Below are 21378 nucleotides of genomic sequence, written 5' to 3' on the forward strand. Positions count from 1 at the left end.
TATGAAAAATCCCGCACCGTCTTTCGACCGGCGCGGGATTTTTTGTTCAGGAAGTCAGTTCAACGGGCTGAAATCTCAGAAGAAGCCTTTCCGCTGCCACCAGCCGGCGCGCTTCGGCTTCTCTTCGGTCTTGGTTTCCGGCTCTTCGGCGACAGTCGAGGAAACCACCGGCACGACCGGCGCATCGATGGCCGCCGGCTTGCGTCGTGACGGACGGGCCTTCGGTGTTTCCTCGGCGGTCGCTGCCGCTGCCTCGTCCGATGCCGTGGCTGGCGTCTCGGCGGGTGCCGGAACGGCCAGTTCAGCGATCGGCTCCTCGGCGACAGCCTCGGCGGCTGCCTTCTTCGGCTTGGCTGCGCGCCGCGGCTTCTTGGGCTTCTCGGCGGTCGTCGCCTCGTCGCTCACTGGAGCCACCGGCTCTTCCGCAGCCACGACGGTTACCGGCTCGATCGCAGGCTCGCTTTCGGAAGCATCGACCCCGGAAGGTTCGGTCGCTTCATCGGCGCTTGCCTCGGCCTCGCCTTCGCCGTCCTCGCGCCGGTTGCGCTTGCCGCCGCGCTTGCCGCGGCGACGCTTCTTGCCCTGGCCCTCGTCGGATGCTTCCGCCGTTTCGGCAGTTCCGGCCGCGGGGACCGGAGCCTCGTCGCCGGCTTCCGCCTCGTCACGGCTCAACAGGTTTTCCGATGTGGACAACTCGTCGGCCTGCGCCGACACGGAAGCACCGTCGGTGTGGCCATGCTCGCGATCGCGATCCTTGCCGCCGCGGCGTCTGCGACGCTTGCGGCGCTTGCGGTCGCGGCCTTCGCCCTCTTCGCCGGGCCTCTGCTGGTGCTGACCTTGCTGCGGCTGACGCGGCTGTTCGGCCTGGGCCGGTGCTTCGTCTTCCTCCTCGACGATGGTCTCATCCTCGAGCTCTTCCGGTTCGACATAGGCCGGCAGGGTGCGTGCCTCGACGAAGCCTTCAGGCTTTTCGGCCAGCGCGCCGCGGAAGATCGCATAATGCTGCGAACCGACCGTGTCGTCGGCCTCAAGCGTAATGGTCAGGCCGAAGCGGCTTTCCAGTTCCACCAGCGTGCCGCGCTTGTGGTTGAGCACATAGAGCGCGGTCGCCGCGGGCGTGCGAACTGTGATGTGGCTGCGCGAGATCCTTGAGCAGGAACTCCTCGATCGCCCTGACCACCATCAGCGCGACAGACGAATCGGAGCGCACATGGCCGGTGCCGCCGCAATGCGGGCAAGGCTTCATGGTCGATTCCAGCACGCTGGCGCGGATGCGCTGGCGCGACATCTCCATCAGGCCGAAATGCGAGATGCGGCCGACCTGGATGCGCGCGCGGTCGTTCTTGAGATGATCCTTCAACCGCTTCTCGACGGCACGGTTGTTGCGGTTCTCCTCCATGTCGATGAAGTCGATGACGATCAGGCCGGCAAGGTCGCGCAGCCTGAGCTGGCGGGCGACTTCCTCCGCCGCTTCCAGATTGGTGTGGAGCGCGGTGTCCTCGATCGAGTGCTCCTTGGTCGAGCGGCCCGAATTGACGTCGATGGCGACCAGCGCCTCGGTCTGGTTGATGATGATGTAGCCGCCGCTCTTCAGCGTCACTTGCGGCTGCAGCATGCGGTCAAGCTGCGCCTCGATGCCATTGCGCACGAAGATCGGCGTCGTATCGCGGAACGGCTGAACCACCTTCGCGTGGCTCGGCATCAGCATGCGCATGAAGTCCTTGGCCTCGCGGTAGCCCTCTTCGCCGGAGACGAGGATCTCATCGATGTCCTTGTTGTAGAGGTCGCGCACCGAACGCTTGATCAGGCTGCCTTCCTCGTAGACGAGGGCAGGGGCCGTGGACTGGAGCGTGAGATTGCGCACGTTCTCCCAAAGCCGCATCAGATATTCATAATCGCGCTTGATCTCGGCCTTGGTGCGGCTCTCGCCGGCGGTGCGCAGGATGACGCCCATGCCTTGCGGCACTTCGAGATCGGCGACCACTTCCTTGAGGCGCTTGCGGTCGACAGCACTGGTGATCTTGCGCGAAATACCGCCGCCGCGCGCCGTGTTCGGCATCAGCACGGAATAGCGGCCGGCAAGCGACAGATAGGTGGTGAGCGCCGCGCCCTTGTTGCCGCGTTCTTCCTTGACGACCTGCACCAGCAGGATCTGGCGGCGCTTGATCACTTCCTGGATCTTGTACTGGCGGCGCATCGGCTTGCGGCGGTTGCGCGCTTCCTCCAGGGCATCCTCGGCACCGACCGATTCGACCTCGTGATCGTCCGGATGCGAAGACTGAACCTCTTCCAGCATGCCGCGATCATCGTCGCTGGATTCACTGCCCTGTTCCGTCTGCGGGACGGGTTCGGAAATCACATCGGCGTCGACGGAGGCGGCGATTGACGTCGGGCCGCCCTCGCGGGTCTCGCCTTCGTCCTGTCCGGACGATTCGTCGCTCTGCTCGGGAGAGGCTTCGCCATGATTGGATGCATCCGCGGCCTGTTCCGGGATATCGGCCGCATGTTCGATGGTTTCCGAACCGTGGGAAATGTTCTCTGAGACGGCGTCATTGCCATTGTCGGCGTCGCCTGCCTCGCCGGCTGTTTCGGTTGCCTCGTCGGCATCGGTCCCGCCCGCATCGCGCTTGTGTTCTGCGCGGTCGCGGCCCTTGCCGCCGCGCCGGCGTCCGCGCCGGCCGCGATCACGGCTCTGGCGGTCGTCGCCTTCGCCGTCCTCATCGTCCTCGTCCTCGGCTTCCTGCGCTTCGGCGCGCAGCAGCGCCTGACGGTCGGCGACGGGGATCTGGTAGTAGTCGGGGTGTATTTCACTGAAGGCGAGGAAACCGTGACGGTTGCCGCCATATTCGACAAAGGCTGCCTGAAGGGAGGGTTCGACGCGCGTTACGCGGGCGAGATAGATGTTTCCTTTGAGCTGCTTCTTGTCCTGTGATTCAAAGTCGAATTCTTCGATACGATTACCGCGTACGACGACAACGCGTGTTTCCTCCGGGTGGGAGGCGTCTATCAGCATTTTGTTGGGCATTATTTCGTTTCCCCCGGCAGCCGTCAGCCGCAGCTTGCGGCGCAAAGGCCGCTGCTGTGTGTCTGGATGAATGTGGGTGCCGGATGTCTGAATGTCCGCCGGACGGTGCCTGCGCGCCATGGCGGTGCCGCCCGCAGCCATATTGGCGCGGTTTGATGCGGACCTTTCCATGATTGCGCTTGAAGCCATCGTCACCAGCAGAACCTTTTGAACCAAAGCCCGGAAACCGGACCAGCTTGTTTGCTCATACAGAGCCGGCGCGGGACAAACCCGGCCGTTTTCCTCACGCAGGCGATTCCCCCGCCACGGGCGCACACCTGCGAAATTCGTCGCGATCACCTGAACCCTTCTCTCATGGAGCGAAAGGAGCCGCCTTTCGTCTCACCTGTAGCGGGAAGCTGCGGAGGAGGGCGGTTCCAGGATTGCAGTGATCCACTATCGCTTTTATGATTTGGCGGGTTGGAAGGCAACCCCGATTTCCGACGCCGGCAAAAGCGGTTCCGCCACGTAAGCACGGGTCCGGGCCTCGCGTGAAAAGGCTTGGTTAACCTTCTCTGGATACCAATCGTTAATCGAGTTCGCGGCCTAACCGGCACTTCGACTACATGACCGGGCGCCTTGGCGCCAAACCGGGAGCGACTGCAAAGAGATGGGACTGGCAGGCTTCACAGACAAGGGCAGTCGTGCCGGCGGCCGTTTGCTCGCGATCTTCTGCCTCCTGCTGTCGATGACCATCTCGTTGGTCGCCAACGCCGCCGATGCCCCGCTCACGGCAACCGGTTACAAGATGGCGGGCGATGCCACCAAGATGCGCATCGTCATGGATTTCGACCGTGAGCCCGACGTCAAATGGTTCCTTTTGCGCGGGCCCAATCGTCTGGTCATCGATCTGGCGAATACGAAGTTAGCCATCGATGCCAAGGATTTGAAGCCTCGCGGGCTGGTCAAGGGCGTGCGCCTGGGTGAGTTGGAGGCAGGCGTGTCGCGGCTGGTTCTCACCGGCAAGGGGCCGTTCGCGGTCGACAAGCTCGATGTTCTCAAGAACGAGGACGGCGCGGGCTACCGCATCGCCATCGACATGTCGGCGGCCTCCGAACGCGAGTTCGACACTGCCCTTGCCAATCAGGCGCTGACCACCGGTTCCACGGTTTCGACCGACAAGGGCGGGCGGGTCGGCACCGGGCCGGTCTCCAATCCGGGCCATCGCTTCACCGTCGTCATCGATCCGGGCCATGGCGGCGTCGATGGCGGTGCCGAGGGCCTGAACGGCACCGTCGAAAAGAACGTCACGCTGGCTTTCGCCACGGAACTGCGCGACAAGCTCGCCGCCGTCGGCAGATACGATGTCTTCATGACGCGCGACACCGACGAATATTTGCGGCTGGACGACCGCGTGCGCATCGCTCGCCAGCATGAGGCCGACCTGCTCATCTCCATTCATGCCGACACTATCAGCCTCAAGGGCATCCGTGGCGCGACCGTCTATACCGTTTCCGACAAGGCTTCGGATCCGGAAGCGCAGGCGCTTGCCGACCGTGAAAATCTCTCGGACCAGTTCGCCGGCATGGTGATCAAGGACGACAACAAGGAAGTCACCGATATCCTGATCGACCTGATCCGCCGCGAGACCCACACCTTTTCGATGAGTTTCGCCCACACGCTGGTCGGCCAGTTGTCGACCAGCGTCGGCCTCATCAACAATCCGCAGCGTTCCGCTGGGTTCAAGGTGCTGAAAGCGCCTGACGTCCCCTCCGTGCTGGTCGAACTAGGCTATCTCTCGAATGCCAAGGACGAGGCGCAACTGCTCGACGCCGACTGGCGCGGCAAGGCGGCGCAAAGCATCACCAACGCCGTCGCGCTGTTCGCTTCCGCGCGTGCCGGAACGGGAACCGGGGGCTGAAATGCCTGACGACGCCTGCAACCACAGGCAGCGTTGCGCGGCGACAACACCCGACGCTTTTATTTCCGACTCACGGCCGCGAAATCCGGCCTTGCCGTATTTTGCCCACATGGTAGCGACATGGGTTTTCGATTACGGGTTGGGACCGGCTCGAATGCTTGCGCGGAAGGCGGCTTCGTTTAGGAAATTCCCGAACCAAGGACTGGAGCGGGCATGATTCGTCTCATTGGCTATTTCTTCGGTATCGGCACGACGCTGGCCCTGCTGGTCGCGGCGGGGGTTGCCATCTATATCGGGCATTTGTCCAAGGATCTGCCCGACTATGAGGTGCTGGCCAAGTACGAGCCGCCGGTGACCACCCGAATCCATGCCTCGGACGGCGCGCTGATGGCCGAGTACGCGCGCGAACGGCGCCTGTATTTGCCGATCCAGGCCATCCCCGACCGCGTCAAGGCGGCCTTCCTGTCGGCCGAGGACAAGAATTTCTACAACCACCCCGGCATTGACGTGACCGGCCTGGGCCGCGCTATCATCGTCAACCTGCAGAATTTCGGCTCGGGCAGGCGTCAGGTTGGCGCCTCGACGATCACCCAGCAGGTGGCGAAGAATTTTCTGCTGACCTCGGACCAGACCTACGAGCGCAAGATCAAGGAAATGATCCTCGCCTTCCGCATCGAGCAGGCCTATTCCAAGGACCGCATTCTCGAACTCTACCTCAACGAAATCTTCTTCGGTTTCGGCGCCTATGGCGTGGCGGGTGCCGCGCTCACTTATTTCGACAAGTCGGTGAACGAGCTGACCGTGGCCGAGGCCGCCTATCTGGCCTCGCTGCCCAAGGGGCCGAACAATTATCACCCCTTCAAGCATGCCGACCGCGCGCTTGAGCGCCGCAACTGGGTCATCGACCAGATGGTCGAGAACGACTACGTTACGCGCGAGGAAGGCGACAAGGCCAAGGCGGAGCCCCTCGGCGTCACACCGCGCCGCAACGGCACCTATCTGTTCGCCGGCGAATACTTCACCGAGGAGGTGCGCCGCCAGATCATCGCCCGCTACGGCGAGAACGCGCTCTATGAAGGCGGCCTGTCCGTCCGCACCACGCTCGACCCGAAGATCCAGCTCATCGCCCGCAAGGCGATGCAGAACGGCTTGATCAAATACGACACGCTGCGCGGCTACCGCGGGCCGCTGAAGACGATCGACGTGTCCGGCGACTGGGGTGTGCCGCTGGGCAATGTGAAGGGACTGGAAGACGTTCCCGAATGGAAGCTCGCAGTCGTGCTCGACAGTTCGGCATCCGGCCTGTCGATTGGCTTGCAGCCGGCACGCCAGGCGTCGGGCGACATCGTCAAGGAGCGCGTCGAAGGCACCGTCAGCAAGGAAGACATGGGCTTTGCCATGCGCCATGTGGTCGGCGGCAAGACGGTCAGGGCCAAGTCGCCGGCCGATGTGCTGAAGCCGGGCGACGTCGTCTTCGTCCAGAAGAACGAAGGCTCCGACGACGCCTACAGCCTGCGCCAGGTCCCCGAAGTGGAAGGCGGCCTGATCGCCATGGATCCACACACCGGCCGCGTGCTGGCCATGGTCGGCGGCTTCTCCTACGCGCAGTCGGAGTTCAACCGCGCCACCCAGGCCATGCGCCAGCCCGGCTCTTCGTTCAAGCCGATCGTCTATTCCGCGGCGCTCGACAATGGCTATACGCCGGCGTCGGTGATCATGGACGGGCCGATTACCATCCAGAGCGGCAACACGACCTGGACGCCGAAGAACTACGACGGCACGGTCGCTGGTCCGGCAACCCTGCGCTCCGGCATCGAAAAGTCGCGCAACCTGATGACTGTGCGCCTCGCCAACGACATGGGCATGAAGCTGGTCGTCGAATATGCCGAGCGCTTCGGCGTCTATGACCATCTGGCGCCGTATTTGCCGATGGCGCTGGGCTCCGGCGAGACGACGGTGATGCGCATGGTTTCGGCCTATTCGATCATGGCCAATGGCGGCAAGTCGATCAAGCCGACATTGATCGACCGTATCCAGGACCGCTACGGCAAGACCGTCTTCAAGCAGGACGAACGCGGCTGCGAAGGCTGCAACGCGGCCGAATGGCAGAACCAGCCCGAACCTGAGCTTGTCGATAATTCCGAACAGGTTCTCGATCCGATGACCGCCTACCAGATCACCTCGATGATGGAAGGCGTCGTCCAGCGCGGCACCGGCGCCACCATCGCCGAGCTCGGACGCCACATCGCCGGCAAGACCGGCACCACCAACGACGAAAAGGACGCCTGGTTCATCGGTTACACGCCGAACCTCGTCGTCGGCCTCTATATGGGCTACGACACGCCGCGCGGCCTTGGCCATGGCGCCACCGGCGGCGGCCTCGCCGCTCCTATCTTCAAGGATTTCATGCGCGTGGCGCTGGATGGCACGCCCAATGTCGACTTCAAGGTTCCCGAAGGCATGAATCTGGTCGCCATCAACCGCAAGACCGGCATGCGGGCCAATTCGGGCGATCCCGGCACCATCATCGAGGCCTTCAAGCCGGGCACCGGGCCAGCCGACAGCTATTGGGTGATCGGCATGGGCGCTGACGGGTCCAATGCCTCCGGCGGCGCGCTGTCGCCTCAGGCCAACCAGGCCATCCAGTCGGGCGGCGGCGGCCTCTACTGACGGGTATGCATGCAGGATTGGGCCGGCCCTGGGCCGGTCCAATTTGCTTTACAGGCGGCGGCGCCGTCCCTATGTATCGCGCCGACCAGGCGTCACTTTCAGCAACAGGATAAAACATCAGGCCATGCGCGCGGAAACGCAGAATATTGTCGACGAGATCAGGCAGGCAATTACCCTGCTGAGGAGGCATCTTTGACTGGGATCAGGCCATAAAGCGGCTTGAATATCTCAACGTCCGCGCCGAGGACGCCAGCCTCTGGAACGAACCGCTGGAAGCGCAGAAGCTGATGCGCGAGCGCCAGGGCCTCGAGGAAGGCATCGCGGCGGTCAGGGGCCTGACCCAGGCGCTGGAAGACAATATCGGCCTGATCGAACTCGGCGAGGAAGAGGGCGACGAGAGCGTCGTTGCCGAGGCTGAGGCAGCGATCCGCTCGATGCAAGGCGAGGCGAAGGCCCGCCAGGTCGAGACGCTGCTGTCGGGCGAAGCCGACGCCAACGACACCTATCTCGAAATCCACGCAGGCGCCGGCGGCACCGAAAGCCAGGACTGGGCCTCGATGTTGCTGCGCATGTACACGCGCTGGGCCGAGCGCCGCCGCTTCAAGGTCGAGGTGCTGGAAGTGCATGACGGCGAAGAGGCAGGCATCAAGTCTGCGACGCTGCTGATCAAGGGCCACAATGCCTATGGTTGGCTGAAGACGGAATCCGGCGTCCATCGCCTGGTGCGCATTTCACCCTATGACAGCAACGCGCGCCGGCACACATCCTTCGCCAGCGTCTGGGTCTATCCCGTCATCGACGATACGATCGAGATCGACGTTTCCGAATCCGACGTGCGCATCGACACCTATCGTTCGTCCGGTTCAGGCGGCCAGCACGTCAACACCACCGATTCGGCGGTGCGCATTACCCATCTCGCCACCGGCATAGCGGTCGCCTGCCAGGCCGAACGTTCGCAGCACAAAAATCGGGCAAAGGCCTGGGAGATGCTGCGCTCGCGGCTTTACGAGGAAGAGCTGAAGAAGCGCGAAGCCGTCGCCAACGCCACCGAAGCATCGAAGAGCGACATTGGATGGGGTCACCAGATCCGCTCCTACGTGCTGCAGCCCTATCAGCTGGTGAAGGATCTGCGCACAGGTGTCGAAAGCACCAGCCCGTCGAGCGTGCTCGATGGCGACCTCGATGACTTCATGGAAGCCTCGCTGTCGCAACGCATCGAGGGTGGTGCTGGGGAAGCGGTGGCGGACCTGGATTAGGGCCGGCGCCTACAGTGCCACACATTTGGATTGGATGATGGCTCGCAAGCTTGTTGGAAAGTGCTTCTGCGGCGCGGTGCACTATGCGGTCGCTGACGAGTTCCTGTACGCGGCGAATTGCCATTGCTCGAACTGCCGGCGCACGACAGGTTCGGCTTTCAAGCCCTTCGCGGGCATCGAACGCGCCAAGTTTGTCCTGACCAAGGGCCACGACATGTTGCTGGTCTTCGGCGACGACAACGGCCATGACGCGCACTGCAAGCGGTGCGGTTCGCTGCTCTATTCGGTCGTGCGCCAGGGCGCCTTCGTCCATGTCGCGATGGGAACGCTCGTCGACAACCCGAGCATCCGCCCGACCGAGCATATCTTCGTCGGTTCCAAGGCGCCATGGTACACGATCAGCGACGGCCTGCCGCAGTATGACGAACACGTGATCACAGGACCTGCTGGCGAATAGGCCGGAACTTCTCTCGCTGAATCTCGTTATCTGCGATCCCGTCTGCTGGGCATGGTTGTGCCTGCCTATCCAATCGAGAGACGGCGCCTGTTTTCTGTTGCCGATGCGCGGCATTCAGCCTGCGACATCGGCATGCAGTGGTTTCTTGCGCCGACTCACAAATCGGCCCACCATCCATGGTCGAGGGGAGACAAAAGCATCTATGGCCGGGCGCGGCAGAAATGCCTGCTGACGATCCGGCCGCTGGGAAGACACGTTTCAGGAACGGGCAAGCGAAACGCTTGATGCTCGTCGAAAGGAGCGCTTCCATGTCTGCTGCCCCATCAAAATCGGCTCGGGCCGCGGTGGGCCGACTCATGCTCTGCCTGCTTGCAATCGCAGCGATTGCGTTGCCGATGGCGCCTGCCTTCGCCCACGACGCCAAGCCTACAGCGGCGAAGCCGCTGGGTTGGAGCTATCCATTCGCATGCTGCGCTAACTACGATTGCCGCACGGCCCATACGGGCGAGGTTTTGGAAAAACCCGAGGGTTATGTGATCGCCGGCACGGGGGAAGTTGTCCCCATGACCGATAAGCGTGTGAAGGACAGCCCGGACGGCGAATTCCACTGGTGCGCGCATCAAGCGGGTCTCGACGCGGGTAAGACGATCTGCCTGTTCGTGCCGCCGCGTTCCTACTAAGCCCGAAAGGCGCAGCGGCGACCGGCCCGGACCGCGATAGGGGGCCTGCTGACGGACAGTTGCCAGGACCGCTTCTTTGTGTTGCGTTGCCTGAGGGCGGCGGACAAGGGAGAGGTGACGTCCATGACCATCAAGGGAAGCTGCCACTGCAAGGCGACGATATTCGAGGTTTCGCAAGCACCGCAGACGCTGACGCAGTGCACTTGTTCGTTCTGCTCGAAACGCGGCTCGCTTTGGGCCTACTACACTCCGGCGCAGTTCAAGCTCCTCACGCCGCAGAAGAATGTTTCCTTCTATCAGTGGGGATCAAAGACCGTTAAGCACGGTTTTTGCGACACCTGCGGCTGCGGGACCTTCACCGAAACACCGGACTGGTCGAGCGGAGAGCCGGATTTCGACAATCCCAAGATCAGTGTCAACTCGCGGTTGTTCGACGATTTCGACCTGGACAAGGTCGAAGTGGTGGCCATCGACGGCAAGAATCTCTGGTAGATTCCTGGACGCCCAATCGGGAAATCGTGCCCCGGGGAAAAGCCGTCGCCGGTGCTTTTCCCGTTCCGCTTTTCGCCGCATTTCATGGTACAAGTCGCGCGAAGGGCTGATTTGGCGCCACCGCAAGGCGTGACTTGGAGAGGGACAATCCTATGAAGAAGACCGTGCTCGTCGTCGTGGCGACGGCTGTGCTGGTGAGCGCCTGCACCACCACCGATCCGTATACCGGCGACCAGAAGATTTCCAATACGGCGGCCGGCGCCGGCCTCGGCGCCTTGGCCGGCGCCAGTCTTGGCCTGCTTGCGGGCGGCAATGATCGTCGCAACGCGCTGATCGGCGCCGGCATCGGGGCGCTGGCTGGCGGCGCCATCGGCGCCACCATGGACCAGAACGAAGCCGAACTGCGCCGGCAGTTGGAGGGCACAGGCGTCAGCGTCACCCGCTCCGGCGACCAGATCATCCTCAATATGCCGTCCGATATCACCTTCAACGTCGATCAGGATGCGGTGAAGCCCGGCTTCTACCAGGTGCTGAATTCGGTCGCGCTGGTGCTGAAGAAGTTCAAGCAGACCACGGTCGACGTGTTCGGCCATACCGATTCGACCGGCGGCGACCAGCATAATTTCGATCTGTCGCAGCGCCGCGCGCTGGCGGTCGCCAACTACCTGGCTGGCCAGGGCGTCGATCTGCGCCGCTTCGCCGTCACGGGATTCGGCAAGACCCGTCCGGTAGCGTCCAATGCCACCGCCGAGGGTCGCGCTCAAAACCGTCGCGTCGAGATCCAGCTTTCGCCGCTCACCTGAGCAGCATCGATCAGAATGCAAAAACGGCCTCGCAAGGGGCCGTTTTTGTTTGCAAAATGCGACCGACGGCCAGGCCTGCGGCCGCCTGGTTCTTCCATGATGTTGCGGTGAGGTCGGCTTATCGACCGTCGCTCATTGGGTCAGGCGCTGCCGCCGGACGACATGGGCAACGATCAGTCCATGAATGAGCAGCCCGGCCGCAAGTCCAAGGACATGGAAACCCGTTCCCGAACCGGAAAGCGTCAGGATCGACCAGATGGATGCGGGTACGAACAAGACAATTGCGGTGATGAGCCCGGGGTTGTAGCTGCGCATCCTGATGGCCTGCGCGACGTGAACCAAAGCGTTGATCAGGGTGGTGTAGGCGGCGATCAGCCCTATCCCGGCATTGACCGTGACAGCGAGGGTGAAAACCAGGGAATAGATGCCCCATAAACCCGGTACGTTGATCACAAAGACATCGAAGCGGGTAAGCAGCGGCGCCCCACCGCCGAGCATCTTGTTGACGAAAAGCCGGAATCGGTCCTCGGCATGCTCCTCGTATTGGTGGAGCATGTAAATCGGAATCAGCAGGAAGACGGCGAACTCGGCTGTCTCCAATCGAGCGGCCAGCCCGATCGCCACCACGCACAGGGTGAGGCCGGCGAGCACGCCACCATAGACCCAATCTTCCACCAGACGCTTCATCACGCCATCTTCGGCGAGGCCGTGCGTCCTTGCAACACACCACGATATCAGACCTTGGCGACAATGCGTATGAAGGCCGGTGTGTCGTAGCCGAAGCCAACGGTGGCGTCACTCGGCGATGACGGCAACAGCTTCACCGGCCGCGACCGGCCGCGCTCAGATTGAGATTGGCGTGCCAGAGAATTAGCCAGTCCTAAATAAGCGCTTTCCCGCAGCCATGGAAAGGAATAGCATCGTCGCTGTTCCGGAGGGGATGAGGCGGTACACTTGGCCGCGCAATAAGCATTTTCTTTTTCAGCCTCGGTCTTGCACGGCCAGATCAAAAAAATCTGGGAGGAATGCATGACAAGAACAGCCAGCCTCGGGCGCTGCGGCGTCTTCGCTTTAACAGGTCTTGTAAGCGCATGGTTGGGCGTCGCGGCGGCTCGAGCCGAGGATGTCAACAAAGCTGACATCGAGGCCTTGAAAAAGTCGCTCGCCAAATATGAGGACTACACCGCCGCCGTCCGCGACCTTTATCTGTCGACGGTCGGCTGCGTCTACTATAGCGGAGAAAAGATATCCGGAGCGATGTACTACCCGAAAGGCGCCATGGGCATCCATTTCGTCAACGTCCCAAGTGTCGGCCAAAAACTCGACCCGATGCGCCCCAATGTGCTGATCTACGAGCCGACGAAAAACGGTCTGCGCCTGGTCGGGGCGGAATGGCTGGTGCCGCTGACGCCGGACCTCAAAGAGCCGCCGAAGCTGTTTGGCCAAACCTTCATGGGTCCGATGGAGGGACACTATCCGCTCATCCCGAGGGAGTTCGTCCACTACGATCTTCACGCCTGGCTGGGTGATAATCCGAACGGCATGTTCAGTCCGACGAACCCGAACGTGAAATGCAACAAGGCCGAGTTTCCGATGTTGGAGAAACCGACCAAGATGATGCCTGGGCCGATGTAACGGCCAGCCCAGCCAGGAGCTTGCCGGGAGGGCAAGCCGGATGGCCGTCTTGTCTTGGAACCACTCGTCGGTCAGCCCTTGGCGACGATGCGCATGAAGGCCGGCATGTCGTCGCCGAAGCCAACGGTGGCGTCGTTTTCGTCTTCTCGGTTGCGGGCAGGGCGACGGTCATCGCGCTGGGGCCTGGTGTCGCCGCGCTCCGGTGCACGTCGCTCGCTGCGCGCCGCGGAGCTCTTGCGCTCGGAATTTTCCGAGCGGATAGCGTCCTTGCGCGTGCGCCGCTCACCAGTGCCGGCGACTGTTTCCTCGGTCGCGACCGGCTGTTCCTCGCGCACGGTTTCCGGTGCCGCGTCTTCGCCGTGCTTGGCCTGGCGTCCGCCTCTCTTGCGCTCGCCCCTGTCCTTGCGGTCGTCGTCCTTGCGGCCGGCGCGCCGCGGCGCACCGCGGCCACGGCGCGGTGCTTCGTCCTCGCCTTCGCTGGCCACCACCGTCGACAGGTCACCGTCATGCCACTCGATCTTGGTGCCGATCAGCCGTTCGATGGCGTCGATGTACTTGGTGTCGGACTTGGTCGCGATGGTGAAGGATTTTCCGAAGCGCCCGGCGCGGCCGGTACGGCCGATCCGGTGGACGTAATCCTCGGCATGGATCGGGACGTCATAGTTGAAGACGTGGCTGACATCGGGAATGTCGAGGCCGCGCGCGGCCACGTCGGAGGCGACCAGATACCGCAGCTTGCCGTCGCGGAAATTGGCCAGCATCTGCATGCGCGCGCGCTGGTCCATGTCGCCATGCAGCGCGCCGGCGTCGAAGTCATATTTCAGCAGCGAGCGGAACAGCTCCGACACCTCGATCTTGCGGTTGCAGAAGATGATGGCGTTCTTCAGCTCCGCATCCTCGGCTTTGATCAGGTTGCGCAGCGTCTCGCGCTTGTCCCAGGGTTTGGAACCGGACTTCACCAGCCGCTGGATGATGTTGGTCGCGGCGGAGGCGGCCTTTGAAACCTCGACGCGCACCGGCGCGTGCAGGAACTTTTCGGTCAGCTTGGTGATCTCGGGCGGCATCGTCGCCGAGAAGAACAGCGTCTGCCGGGTGAAGGGGATCATCTCGCAGATACGCTCGATATCGGGAATGAAGCCCATGTCGAGCATGCGATCGGCTTCGTCGATGACGAGGATCTCGACGCCGTTGAGCAAGAGCTTGCCGCGCTCGCGGTGGTCGAGCATGCGGCCGGGCGTCGCGATGAGCACGTCGGCGCCACGCTCCAGTTTCTTGTCCTGTTCGTCGAACGACACGCCGCCGATCAGCAGTGCGATGTTGAGCTTGTGGTTCTTGCCGTATTTTATGAAGTTTTCCTCGACCTGCGCCGCAAGCTCGCGGGTCGGCTCCAGGATCAGCGTGCGGGGCATGCGGGCGCGGGCGCGGCCCTTTTCCAGTCGTGTCAGCATCGGCAGCACGAAGGAGGCCGTCTTGCCGGTACCGGTCTGTGCTATGCCAAGCACATCCTTGCCCAGAAGCGCGTGCGGAATGGCGCCGGCCTGGATCGGCGTCGGCTTGAGGTAGCCGGCGTCGGTGACTGCGGAAAGGACCTTCGGCGATAGGCCGAGGTCCGCGAAAGTCAATGCTTCTTGAGCGGTCTGGGTGTCTGAGGACAAGTTCTGGCTGTCTTTGGCTGTTCGGGGAAGCGCAACGGCATCCGTCGCGGCAGGCGCCGCGCGCCCGCAAGATCATCACTGCAACTAGGCGCAAGCCCGCGATTTGTCAACACAAACGGCCGGCAATGGTTCGATTGTGAAGTCGTAACCTTAATTACTATGTGTGATCCGGCCGCTTATCCGCGCGCCGGCTCAATATCGGGTCAATAACGGAACTGTTCCGCCAGTATGCGTTCGTTCCACGAGTGATTGGGATCGAACAGCAAAGTTGCGGTCGCCGTCGCAGATTCCCTCACCGTCACGGAAGCTACGGCCTTGACCTCCGTATGGTCGGCGGCGGCGTTCACCGGCCGCTTTTCCGCCTCTAGTATGTCGAAGCGCACGGTTGCCTTGTTGGAAAGCAAAGCGCCGCGCCAGCGGCGGGGGCGAAACGGGCTGACGGGGGTAAGCGCCAGCAGCGGCGCGTCGAGCGGCAGGATGGGCCCATGCGCCGAAAGGTTGTAGGCGGTGGAGCCGGCCGGCGTGGCGATCATCACGCCGTCGCAATTCAGTTCCTCGAGCCGTACCTGGTCATCTATGGTGATGCGGATCTTGGCCGTCTGATAGGACTGGCGCCATAACGCCACTTCGTTGATGGCCAGCGCCGAGACGGTTTCGCCATCCGAGGTAACGGCCTGCATCTCCAGCGGACGGATCGTTTCGGCGACCGCGGCCGCGATGCGCTCGGCGAGACCTCCGGAACGGTATTCGTTCATCAGGAAGCCGATTGTGCCACGGTTCATGCCGTAGACCTTTTTGCCGGTCCCCATCGTATCGCGCAAAGTTTGCAGCAGGAAACCGTCGCCGCCCAGGGCCACGACGACCTCGGCTTCCGCGACCGAATGCTGGCCATAGCGCGCCGACAGGCTTTCCAGCGCCGCTTTGGCGTCAGGCGTGCCGGACGAGACGAAGGCGATGCTGTTGGCGGCTTTGCTCATGGCTCCCCGACGGTGACCGGTTGGCGGCTGGGCCGGGGTAGCATGGGCGGGCCTGTGTGCAAAGAGAGCCCGCAGACGTGCGGTTCGAACCGGCAGTCGCGAATCATATCAGGGAACGAGCCAATGTGATGGTTAAGGCCGGGCTTAAACTCTCGTAAAGCCGCATCGATCATGTTAGCCGGCATGGTGGCGTGGGGGCGCCCACAGCGATTTTATGCCTTTCAGGATACGAAAGACGCTGTGGCACTTTTGATCGTGCGTGAATCCTTCGAGAGTCGAGCCCGATTCCGGGGACACGCGCCAGCCGGGACCAACATATTGCTGGTAACACGCCTGATCATCATCTCCGTCGTGCTGGGAAGCTTCGCGCTTGTCTTCGCCGAACTGGTGCGCCGCTCGGAAGAAACAAGCCTCAGGCCCTTGCCCACGGCCTCGCGCTGCGGCGACGCCGCCGGTATGCCTTGTCCGCAAAGGGCGCTGTAGGTCAAAACAAGCTGACTGCTAGGAGCGTGGTTGCAGATGGCAGCCGGCCTGTCGCTTCTGCGCCAGATACTCATCGATCAACTGCCGGTAGCGTACCTTGCCGAAGCTCGGGAAATGGCCGCCATGCACGACCGAGACGTCGAGGTCGCGCATGGCAAGCAGCGTCCCCAGATAATTATCGATATCGGAATGGTAGACGTCGTCGATCAGCGGGCCATCATAGATGATGTCGCCGGAAAGCAGGATGCGGGTCTTCTTCTCGTACAGAGCGATACCGCCTGGCGAATGCCCGGGCGTGTGGATCACTTCGAAGGCGCGATCGCCGAGATCGACGAGGTCGCCATGTTCGAGCAGGCGGTCCGCCGGGGCGGGCATGATGCGATAGCGCGCCGTGTCCCAGCCTTCCGGCTGGCGATCGAACATCTCTTCATTGGCGTAGCGGTCAGCCACCGTCCATTCGTTGCGCGGATCGGCGAGGATTTCAGCCTCGGCCGCATGCACGCAACGTTCGGGAAATTCATGGTGGCAGCCTATATGATCGAAATGCGTGTGGCTGGCGACGCAGGTGAGCTTGCGCTCGCTGACCAGCGGCACATGGCGCCTGAGGCTGAAATGGCCAAGCCCGGTATCGAACAGCAGGTCGCGGTCGCGGCCGCGCACATGCCACATATTGCAGCGGAAGAACGGTTTGATCCATGGCTCGTGGATCAGCGTGACACCGTCGCCCATGCCGATGGTTTCGTACCAGTCAGGTGCGTCGACGACCGCAAGCATGCCCATGTTCAATCCGTCAGCAGGATGATCTTGTCTGTGTCGCAGGAAACCGAGACCGTGTCGCCCGGCTCCACGGCGGACGTCGCGGGCAGTTTGGCGATGAATTGCAGCCTGGCGTCTTCAGCGGAGACCGCGAGCACGCGCTTGAAGCTGCCCTGGAACACGACATCACTGACCTGCGCCTTTCCCAGCTTTGTGGCGCCTGAGGTCGCGCCCAGGGCAAGGTGCTCCGGCCGGATGGCCAAGGCAACCGCCGATCCCACCGGCAACGCTCCGGACGCCAAGACCGGCCCGACCTGTGTTGCGACAGTGCTTGTCCTGTCCATCATCTCCGCCACCGTTCCGCGAAGAATGGTGCTCTCGCCCATGAAAGTCGCCGAAAAGCGTGTCTTTGGCCGCGCATAGACGCGTTCGGGCGGCCCTTCGTCCTCGATGCGGCCGTCACTCATCACCACGCAGTGGTCGGCCAGCGCCATCGCTTCTTCCTGGTCGTGGGTGACATGGATGAAGGCGGTGCCGACGCGCTTCTGGATCGCTTTCAATTCGTCCTGCATCTGCCGGCGCAGTTTGAGGTCGAGCGCGCCGAGCGGCTCGTCGAGCAGCAGCACCGCCGGCTCGATCACCAGTGCGCGCGCCAGCGCTACGCGCTGCCGCTGGCCGCCGGAGAGCTGGTGCGGCTTCTTGTCGAAGGCGGCATCCAGCCCGACCAGCGCCAGCGTCTCACGCGCCCGCGCGGCGCGTGTCGCGCCATCGACGCCTTGCATGCGCAGGCCAAAACCGACATTGCCGCCGACGCTCATATGCGGAAACAGCGCATAATCCTGGAACACCGTCGTTGTCGGGCGCTTTGCCGGCGGAACGGCGGTGCAGTCCTCGCCTCGGATGAACACCTTGCCTTCGCTCGGTGTGACGAAGCCGCCCAAAATCGACAAAAGCGTCGTCTTGCCGGAGCCCGACGGTCCGAGCAGGATGGTGTAGCTACCGGGCTCGATCCGCAGCGATACGTCTTTCAGCACCGCCAGCTGGCCGAAACGGTGCGAGATCCCGCGGATGTCGACCAGGGGCGCGCTCATGCCGGCTTCCTCCGCAGCAATGTCAATTCGAACAGCACCACCAGCACGATGGAAACGGCGAACACCAGCGAGCCGACTGCGTTGGTCTTGGGGTTGAGGCCAGAGCGCAGCAGATTCCAGATTTCGACCGGCAGCGTGGTTTCGAAGCGTGTCAGCAGGAAGGAGATCACGAATTCGTCCCAGGAAAAGGTCATCGACAGGAAGAAGCCGGCGAAGATGGCCGGCGCCATGACAGGCACAGTAATCAAGAGCAGCACTTTCCATTCTGGCGCGCCGAGATCGCGCGCGGCGCGCTCGATGTTGATCTGGTGGTCGCCCATCTGGCTGTAGACGATGGCGAAGCAGAGCGGCAGGTTGATCACGACATGGCCGATGCCGGCGGCCATCAGCGATTTCGGCACGCCGGCCCAGTTGAACAGCACCAGCAGCCCCATGCCGATGATGAGATAGCTGACGGTAAGCGGTAGCGTGATCAACCCTCGCAGCAGGGCCGAACCCGGCAGCACGAAGCGCGCGAACGCCCAGGCGCTGAGGAAGCCGAGCGTGACGGCCGCGAGCGACGAAAGGACGGCCACCAGCAGCGAGTTCACCAGCGCCGAGGTCAGCCGCGCATCGGACAGGACGGCCTGGTACCAGCGCAGCGACGGGCCGGTGAAGGGCGGGATGGGAAAGGAGGTTGCCTGCAGCGAGAACAGCACGAGCACGACCACCGGCAGGAAAATGAAGCCATAGATGGCGATCGCGTAGAGACAGGAAGCGGTTCGGACGATCCGGCGCATCTCAGGCCCGCTCGATCTTCAGCCAGCGGGCGCAGGCGAGATAGGCGATGGTCACGACCGCCATCAGGATGATCGAGAGCGCCGAGGCCAGCGGAAAGTCGCCGCGCCGGCCGATCTGCATCATCACCAGCTGCGGCATGACCAGCTCGTTGTTGCCGCCCAGGATCTGCGGCGTGATGTAATCGCCGATGCACAGCACGAAGGTCAGGAAGGCGCCGACCATGATGCCGGGCAAGGTCAGCGGCAGGATGACGTGCAGGAAGGTGCGCACCGGCCCGGCGCCGAGATCAGCGGCGGCCTTGCGGTAGCTCGGACTGAGCTGCTTCAAATTGGCGAAGATCGTTAGCGTCAAAAGCATGACGAAGAAATGCACGAAGCCGGTCACGGTGGCGAAGCGCGTATTGGCGAGCTGCAGCGGTTCGCTGGTCAAGCCGATGCCGGTCAGCGTCCGGTTGATGACGCCGTTCTGCGCCACCACCAGAAGCCAGGAATAGGAGCGCACGACATAGGACGTCCAGAACGGCAGCACGGCCAGCATCAGCGCCAGCCGCTGCCAGCGTTCCGGTATCTGTTCGGCCAGGATCCAGGCGAAAGGGTAGGCAAGCAGCACCGAGACCACGGTGACGATCGCCGTCACCTGAAGCGAGTTCACCATGGCTTGCCAATAGGCAGGATTGGTGAAGAACTGGCTGTAATTGGCCGATGTGAAGCCGCCGCCCTCATGCGACGTCAGGCTGGAAAGCCCCACGGCGATGAAAGGCAAAACGAAGAACAGCAAGGTCCAGCCGAGCGCCGGCGTAACCAGCGCCCAGGGCAAGGCCTTGTTCGCGGTGCTGCTCACGACGCCCGTCTACTGCGCCTGCAGCATCTCGGTCCACATGTCCTGCATCTTCTTGTCGAGATCGGTATTCGGCGCCGGATAGGCCTGGGCGCGGGCAAGGAATTCGGGCTGCTCGTCGAAGCGCAGGATCTTCTTCTGGTCGTCGGTGAGTGCCGCCTTGCTGTTCGCCGGCATGCCCCAATAGCAGGACGAGGTGGCAAGCCGCGCCTGGCCTTCCGGGCTCATGATGTACTGGATGAATTTCAGCGCCACGTCCTTGTTCTTGGAGTCCTTGAACATGGCCAGCGACTGCGACCACAGCACCGCTCCCTCCTTGGGGATCGAGAAGTCCAGCGCCGGGTTCTCCTTGGCCAGGCCCGCCGTCACCCATTCGCCGCCGCCGACCAGAATATCGACTTCACCGGTGGCGAGCGCTGTCTGGCTGGCGGTCACCTCGCCGACCAGCTTGGCGTTGGCCTTCATCTTGAGCAGTTCGGCCTTGAGGGCGGGAAGATCGGCCTCGGTGAGTTCAGCCGTTTTCTTGCCGATGGCGAGTGCCGCCATGCCGATGACCGGCAGGTAATAATCGTAGATGGCGACCTTGCCCTTGTACTTGTCGCTTGTCAGCGACGCCAAGGATTGCATGTCGGCCGGGTCGACCTTGGTCTTGTCGAAGCCGATCGTGTTGTAGCCGAACTTTTCGGTGATGCCGTAGCGCTTGCCGCCGACCACGGTGGAGTTGTCCATCTTCACCTGCGGAAAGAGGTCGCCCAACGGCAGCTTGTCCTCCGGCAGCGGCTCGAACAGGCCTTTTTCCACGCCGCGCGGCACGTCGATGCTGTCGATCACCATCACGTCCCAGTCGCCGGGTTGCGACTGTTCGACGATGGCGAGCCCCGCGCCGGTGCCCTCGAATTCCTTGACGTTGACCTTGACGTTGTTGGCCTCTTCGAAGGGCTGCAGCAGCGCCGGGTCGGCATGATCGCACCAGATCAGGGCGTTGAGATCGGCGGCCTGGCTGGCGCCGGCTGCTGAGAGCACCAGCGCCGTGGCGCCGCAAGCGGCGCCCAGATGTCTCTTCAGGATTGAAAGCGGATTGTTGGCTGCGGATCGTGCGGACATCGAGTGTTCTCCCTTGCCTTTGTGGCTTCTTGCAAAAAGTTGAACCAATTCTAAAATTGAGTCAATTCTGTTTTTGTGGCAGACAGCCGGTATGAGTGGATTGAGGGCAAGGCAAAAGGCCGACCGGCACCGCCGCATCATCGAGGCGGCGGCCGAGCTTTTCCGCGAGGCCGGCTATGAAGGCGCCAAGATCGAGGTGATCGCGGCCCAGGCCGAAGTGTCGATCGGGACGATTTACAATTACTACCAGAATAAGGGCGACATCCTCGGCGCCATCGTCTCCATGGAGGTCAACGAGGTGCTGAATGCCGGGCGAGGCGTGGTCGACAGCCCACCGGCCAATGTCGGCGATGCGCTGGACACGCTGATCGGCATCTATATCGAGCACTCCTTGCACTATCTCAGCAAGGAAATGTGGCGCCAGGCGATGGCGATCTCGACGCAACTGCCCGACAGCCCGTTCGGCCAGGCCTACACAGCGCTCGACCGCGCTCTGACGCAACAGATCCGCGCCCTGATCGCAAGGCTGCAGGAGATCGGCCTGGTGCGGCGCGACATCGACGGGCAGGCGGTGGGTGAGCTGGTCTTCAACAACATGAACATGATGTTCATCGAGTTCGTGAAGCGCGACGAGGCAAGGATAGCGGAACTGCGCGCGGCGATCCGACGGCAGAACCGGATCCTGGTGGCGGCGATCGGGATGTGAGGATGGAAGCGACCGCGGCATGAAACCAGCTTCCGCTGCCAGTGTGACTGACGATGAGTGCCAACGGCGGC

The 21378-nt window shown here is 62.7% G+C and carries 18 protein-coding genes and 1 pseudogene; 10 read left to right on the forward strand and 9 right to left on the reverse strand.

Annotation, left to right across the window (positions count from 1 at the left end):
* Window positions 1–75: 75 nt before the first annotated feature.
* Window positions 76–3025, reverse strand: a pseudogene (locus ACIU1A_RS10185) (ribonuclease E/G).
* 649 nt (window positions 3026–3674) lie between these two features.
* On the opposite strand from ACIU1A_RS10185, the gene ACIU1A_RS10190 reads away from it, so the two are divergent.
* The 7 genes from ACIU1A_RS10190 (at window position 3675) to ACIU1A_RS10220 (ending at window position 11283) form a co-directional block, all read left to right on the forward strand.
* Window positions 3675–4925: an N-acetylmuramoyl-L-alanine amidase gene (locus tag ACIU1A_RS10190; protein WP_140493640.1), complete on the forward strand. Its 1251-nt coding sequence runs from the start codon at window positions 3675–3677 to the stop codon at window positions 4923–4925.
* Between the two features lie 213 nt (window positions 4926–5138).
* Window positions 5139–7595 (forward strand): penicillin-binding protein 1A, encoded by a 2457-nt coding sequence (locus tag ACIU1A_RS10195; RefSeq protein ID WP_404927236.1) that lies wholly within the window; start codon window positions 5139–5141, stop codon window positions 7593–7595.
* A 124-nt stretch (window positions 7596–7719) separates the two neighbouring features.
* Window positions 7720–8851, forward strand: a protein-coding gene (prfB, locus tag ACIU1A_RS10200) for a peptide chain release factor 2 (RefSeq protein ID WP_140493636.1) whose coding sequence is annotated in 2 segments (ribosomal slippage) — window positions 7720–7785 and window positions 7787–8851 — 1131 coding nt in all. Because the reading frame shifts where the segments join, the coding sequence is not laid out codon by codon here.
* Window positions 8852–8888: 37 nt separating this feature from the next.
* Entirely contained in the window at window positions 8889–9308 is a 420-nt protein-coding gene (locus ACIU1A_RS10205; RefSeq protein ID WP_140517633.1) for a GFA family protein, read from the forward strand.
* Window positions 9309–9616: 308 nt separating this feature from the next.
* Window positions 9617–9988: a hypothetical protein gene (locus ACIU1A_RS10210; RefSeq protein ID WP_140493631.1), complete on the forward strand. Its 372-nt coding sequence runs from the start codon at window positions 9617–9619 to the stop codon at window positions 9986–9988.
* 123 nt (window positions 9989–10111) lie between these two features.
* The gene (locus tag ACIU1A_RS10215) at window positions 10112–10480 is read left to right on the forward strand and encodes a GFA family protein (protein ID WP_140493629.1); all 369 of its coding nucleotides are present in this window, start codon (window positions 10112–10114) and stop codon (window positions 10478–10480) included.
* 152 nt (window positions 10481–10632) lie between these two features.
* Window positions 10633–11283: an OmpA family protein gene (locus ACIU1A_RS10220; protein WP_404927237.1), complete on the forward strand. Its 651-nt coding sequence runs from the start codon at window positions 10633–10635 to the stop codon at window positions 11281–11283.
* A gap of 132 nt (window positions 11284–11415) precedes the next feature.
* Here ACIU1A_RS10220 and ACIU1A_RS10225 read toward each other — a convergent pair whose 3' ends face one another.
* Window positions 11416–11970 (reverse strand): HXXEE domain-containing protein, encoded by a 555-nt coding sequence (locus tag ACIU1A_RS10225; RefSeq protein WP_404927238.1) that lies wholly within the window; start codon window positions 11968–11970, stop codon window positions 11416–11418.
* 342 nt (window positions 11971–12312) lie between these two features.
* On the opposite strand from ACIU1A_RS10225, the gene ACIU1A_RS10230 reads away from it, so the two are divergent.
* Window positions 12313–12918, forward strand: a complete 606-nt coding sequence (locus ACIU1A_RS10230) for a hypothetical protein (protein ID WP_404927896.1) — start codon at window positions 12313–12315, stop codon at window positions 12916–12918.
* Between the two features lie 71 nt (window positions 12919–12989).
* Here the strand turns inward: ACIU1A_RS10230 and ACIU1A_RS10235 are convergent, their stop codons facing one another.
* Together ACIU1A_RS10235 and ACIU1A_RS10240 are read right to left on the reverse strand one after the other, a co-directional pair.
* The gene (locus tag ACIU1A_RS10235; RefSeq protein ID WP_404927239.1) at window positions 12990–14573 is read right to left on the reverse strand and encodes a DEAD/DEAH box helicase; all 1584 of its coding nucleotides are present in this window, start codon (window positions 14571–14573) and stop codon (window positions 12990–12992) included.
* Window positions 14574–14776: 203 nt separating this feature from the next.
* Entirely contained in the window at window positions 14777–15550 is a 774-nt protein-coding gene (locus ACIU1A_RS10240; protein WP_140522140.1) for an NAD kinase, read from the reverse strand.
* Between the two features lie 318 nt (window positions 15551–15868).
* Here ACIU1A_RS10240 and ACIU1A_RS10245 point away from each other — a divergent pair, with 318 nt between their 5' ends.
* On the forward strand, window positions 15869–16033 hold the full coding sequence (locus tag ACIU1A_RS10245) for a hypothetical protein (protein WP_181167386.1): 165 nt from the start codon (window positions 15869–15871) through the stop codon (window positions 16031–16033).
* Between the two features lie 18 nt (window positions 16034–16051).
* Here the strand turns inward: ACIU1A_RS10245 and ACIU1A_RS10250 are convergent, their stop codons facing one another.
* From ACIU1A_RS10250 to ACIU1A_RS10270, 5 genes are read right to left on the reverse strand one after another with little or no spacing between them, the layout of a single operon-like run.
* Window positions 16052–16813 carry an MBL fold metallo-hydrolase gene (locus ACIU1A_RS10250; RefSeq protein ID WP_404927240.1) on the reverse strand — a complete coding sequence of 254 codons (762 nt, stop codon included), beginning with the start codon at window positions 16811–16813 and terminating at the stop codon, window positions 16052–16054.
* A gap of 2 nt (window positions 16814–16815) precedes the next feature.
* Window positions 16816–17880: an ABC transporter ATP-binding protein gene (locus ACIU1A_RS10255; RefSeq protein WP_404927241.1), complete on the reverse strand. Its 1065-nt coding sequence runs from the start codon at window positions 17878–17880 to the stop codon at window positions 16816–16818.
* Entirely contained in the window at window positions 17877–18659 is a 783-nt protein-coding gene (locus ACIU1A_RS10260) for an ABC transporter permease (protein ID WP_140817267.1), read from the reverse strand. Before ACIU1A_RS10260 ends, ACIU1A_RS10255 begins: the two co-directional genes overlap by 4 nt.
* A 1-nt stretch (window position 18660) precedes the next feature.
* The gene (locus ACIU1A_RS10265) at window positions 18661–19500 is read right to left on the reverse strand and encodes an ABC transporter permease (protein WP_404927242.1); all 840 of its coding nucleotides are present in this window, start codon (window positions 19498–19500) and stop codon (window positions 18661–18663) included.
* 9 nt (window positions 19501–19509) lie between these two features.
* Window positions 19510–20601, reverse strand: coding sequence for a spermidine/putrescine ABC transporter substrate-binding protein (locus ACIU1A_RS10270; protein WP_404927243.1), 1092 nt, complete (start codon window positions 20599–20601; stop codon window positions 19510–19512).
* Window positions 20602–20692: 91 nt separating this feature from the next.
* Between ACIU1A_RS10270 and ACIU1A_RS10275 the strand changes: the two genes are divergently transcribed.
* Complete coding sequence (locus tag ACIU1A_RS10275) at window positions 20693–21307, forward strand: TetR/AcrR family transcriptional regulator (protein WP_140655964.1); 615 nt, start codon at window positions 20693–20695, stop codon at window positions 21305–21307.
* The last annotated feature ends 71 nt before the right edge of the window (window positions 21308–21378 follow it).

The sequence above is a fragment of the Mesorhizobium maamorense genome, assembly GCF_044998965.1.
GTDB lineage: Bacteria > Pseudomonadota > Alphaproteobacteria > Rhizobiales > Rhizobiaceae > Mesorhizobium.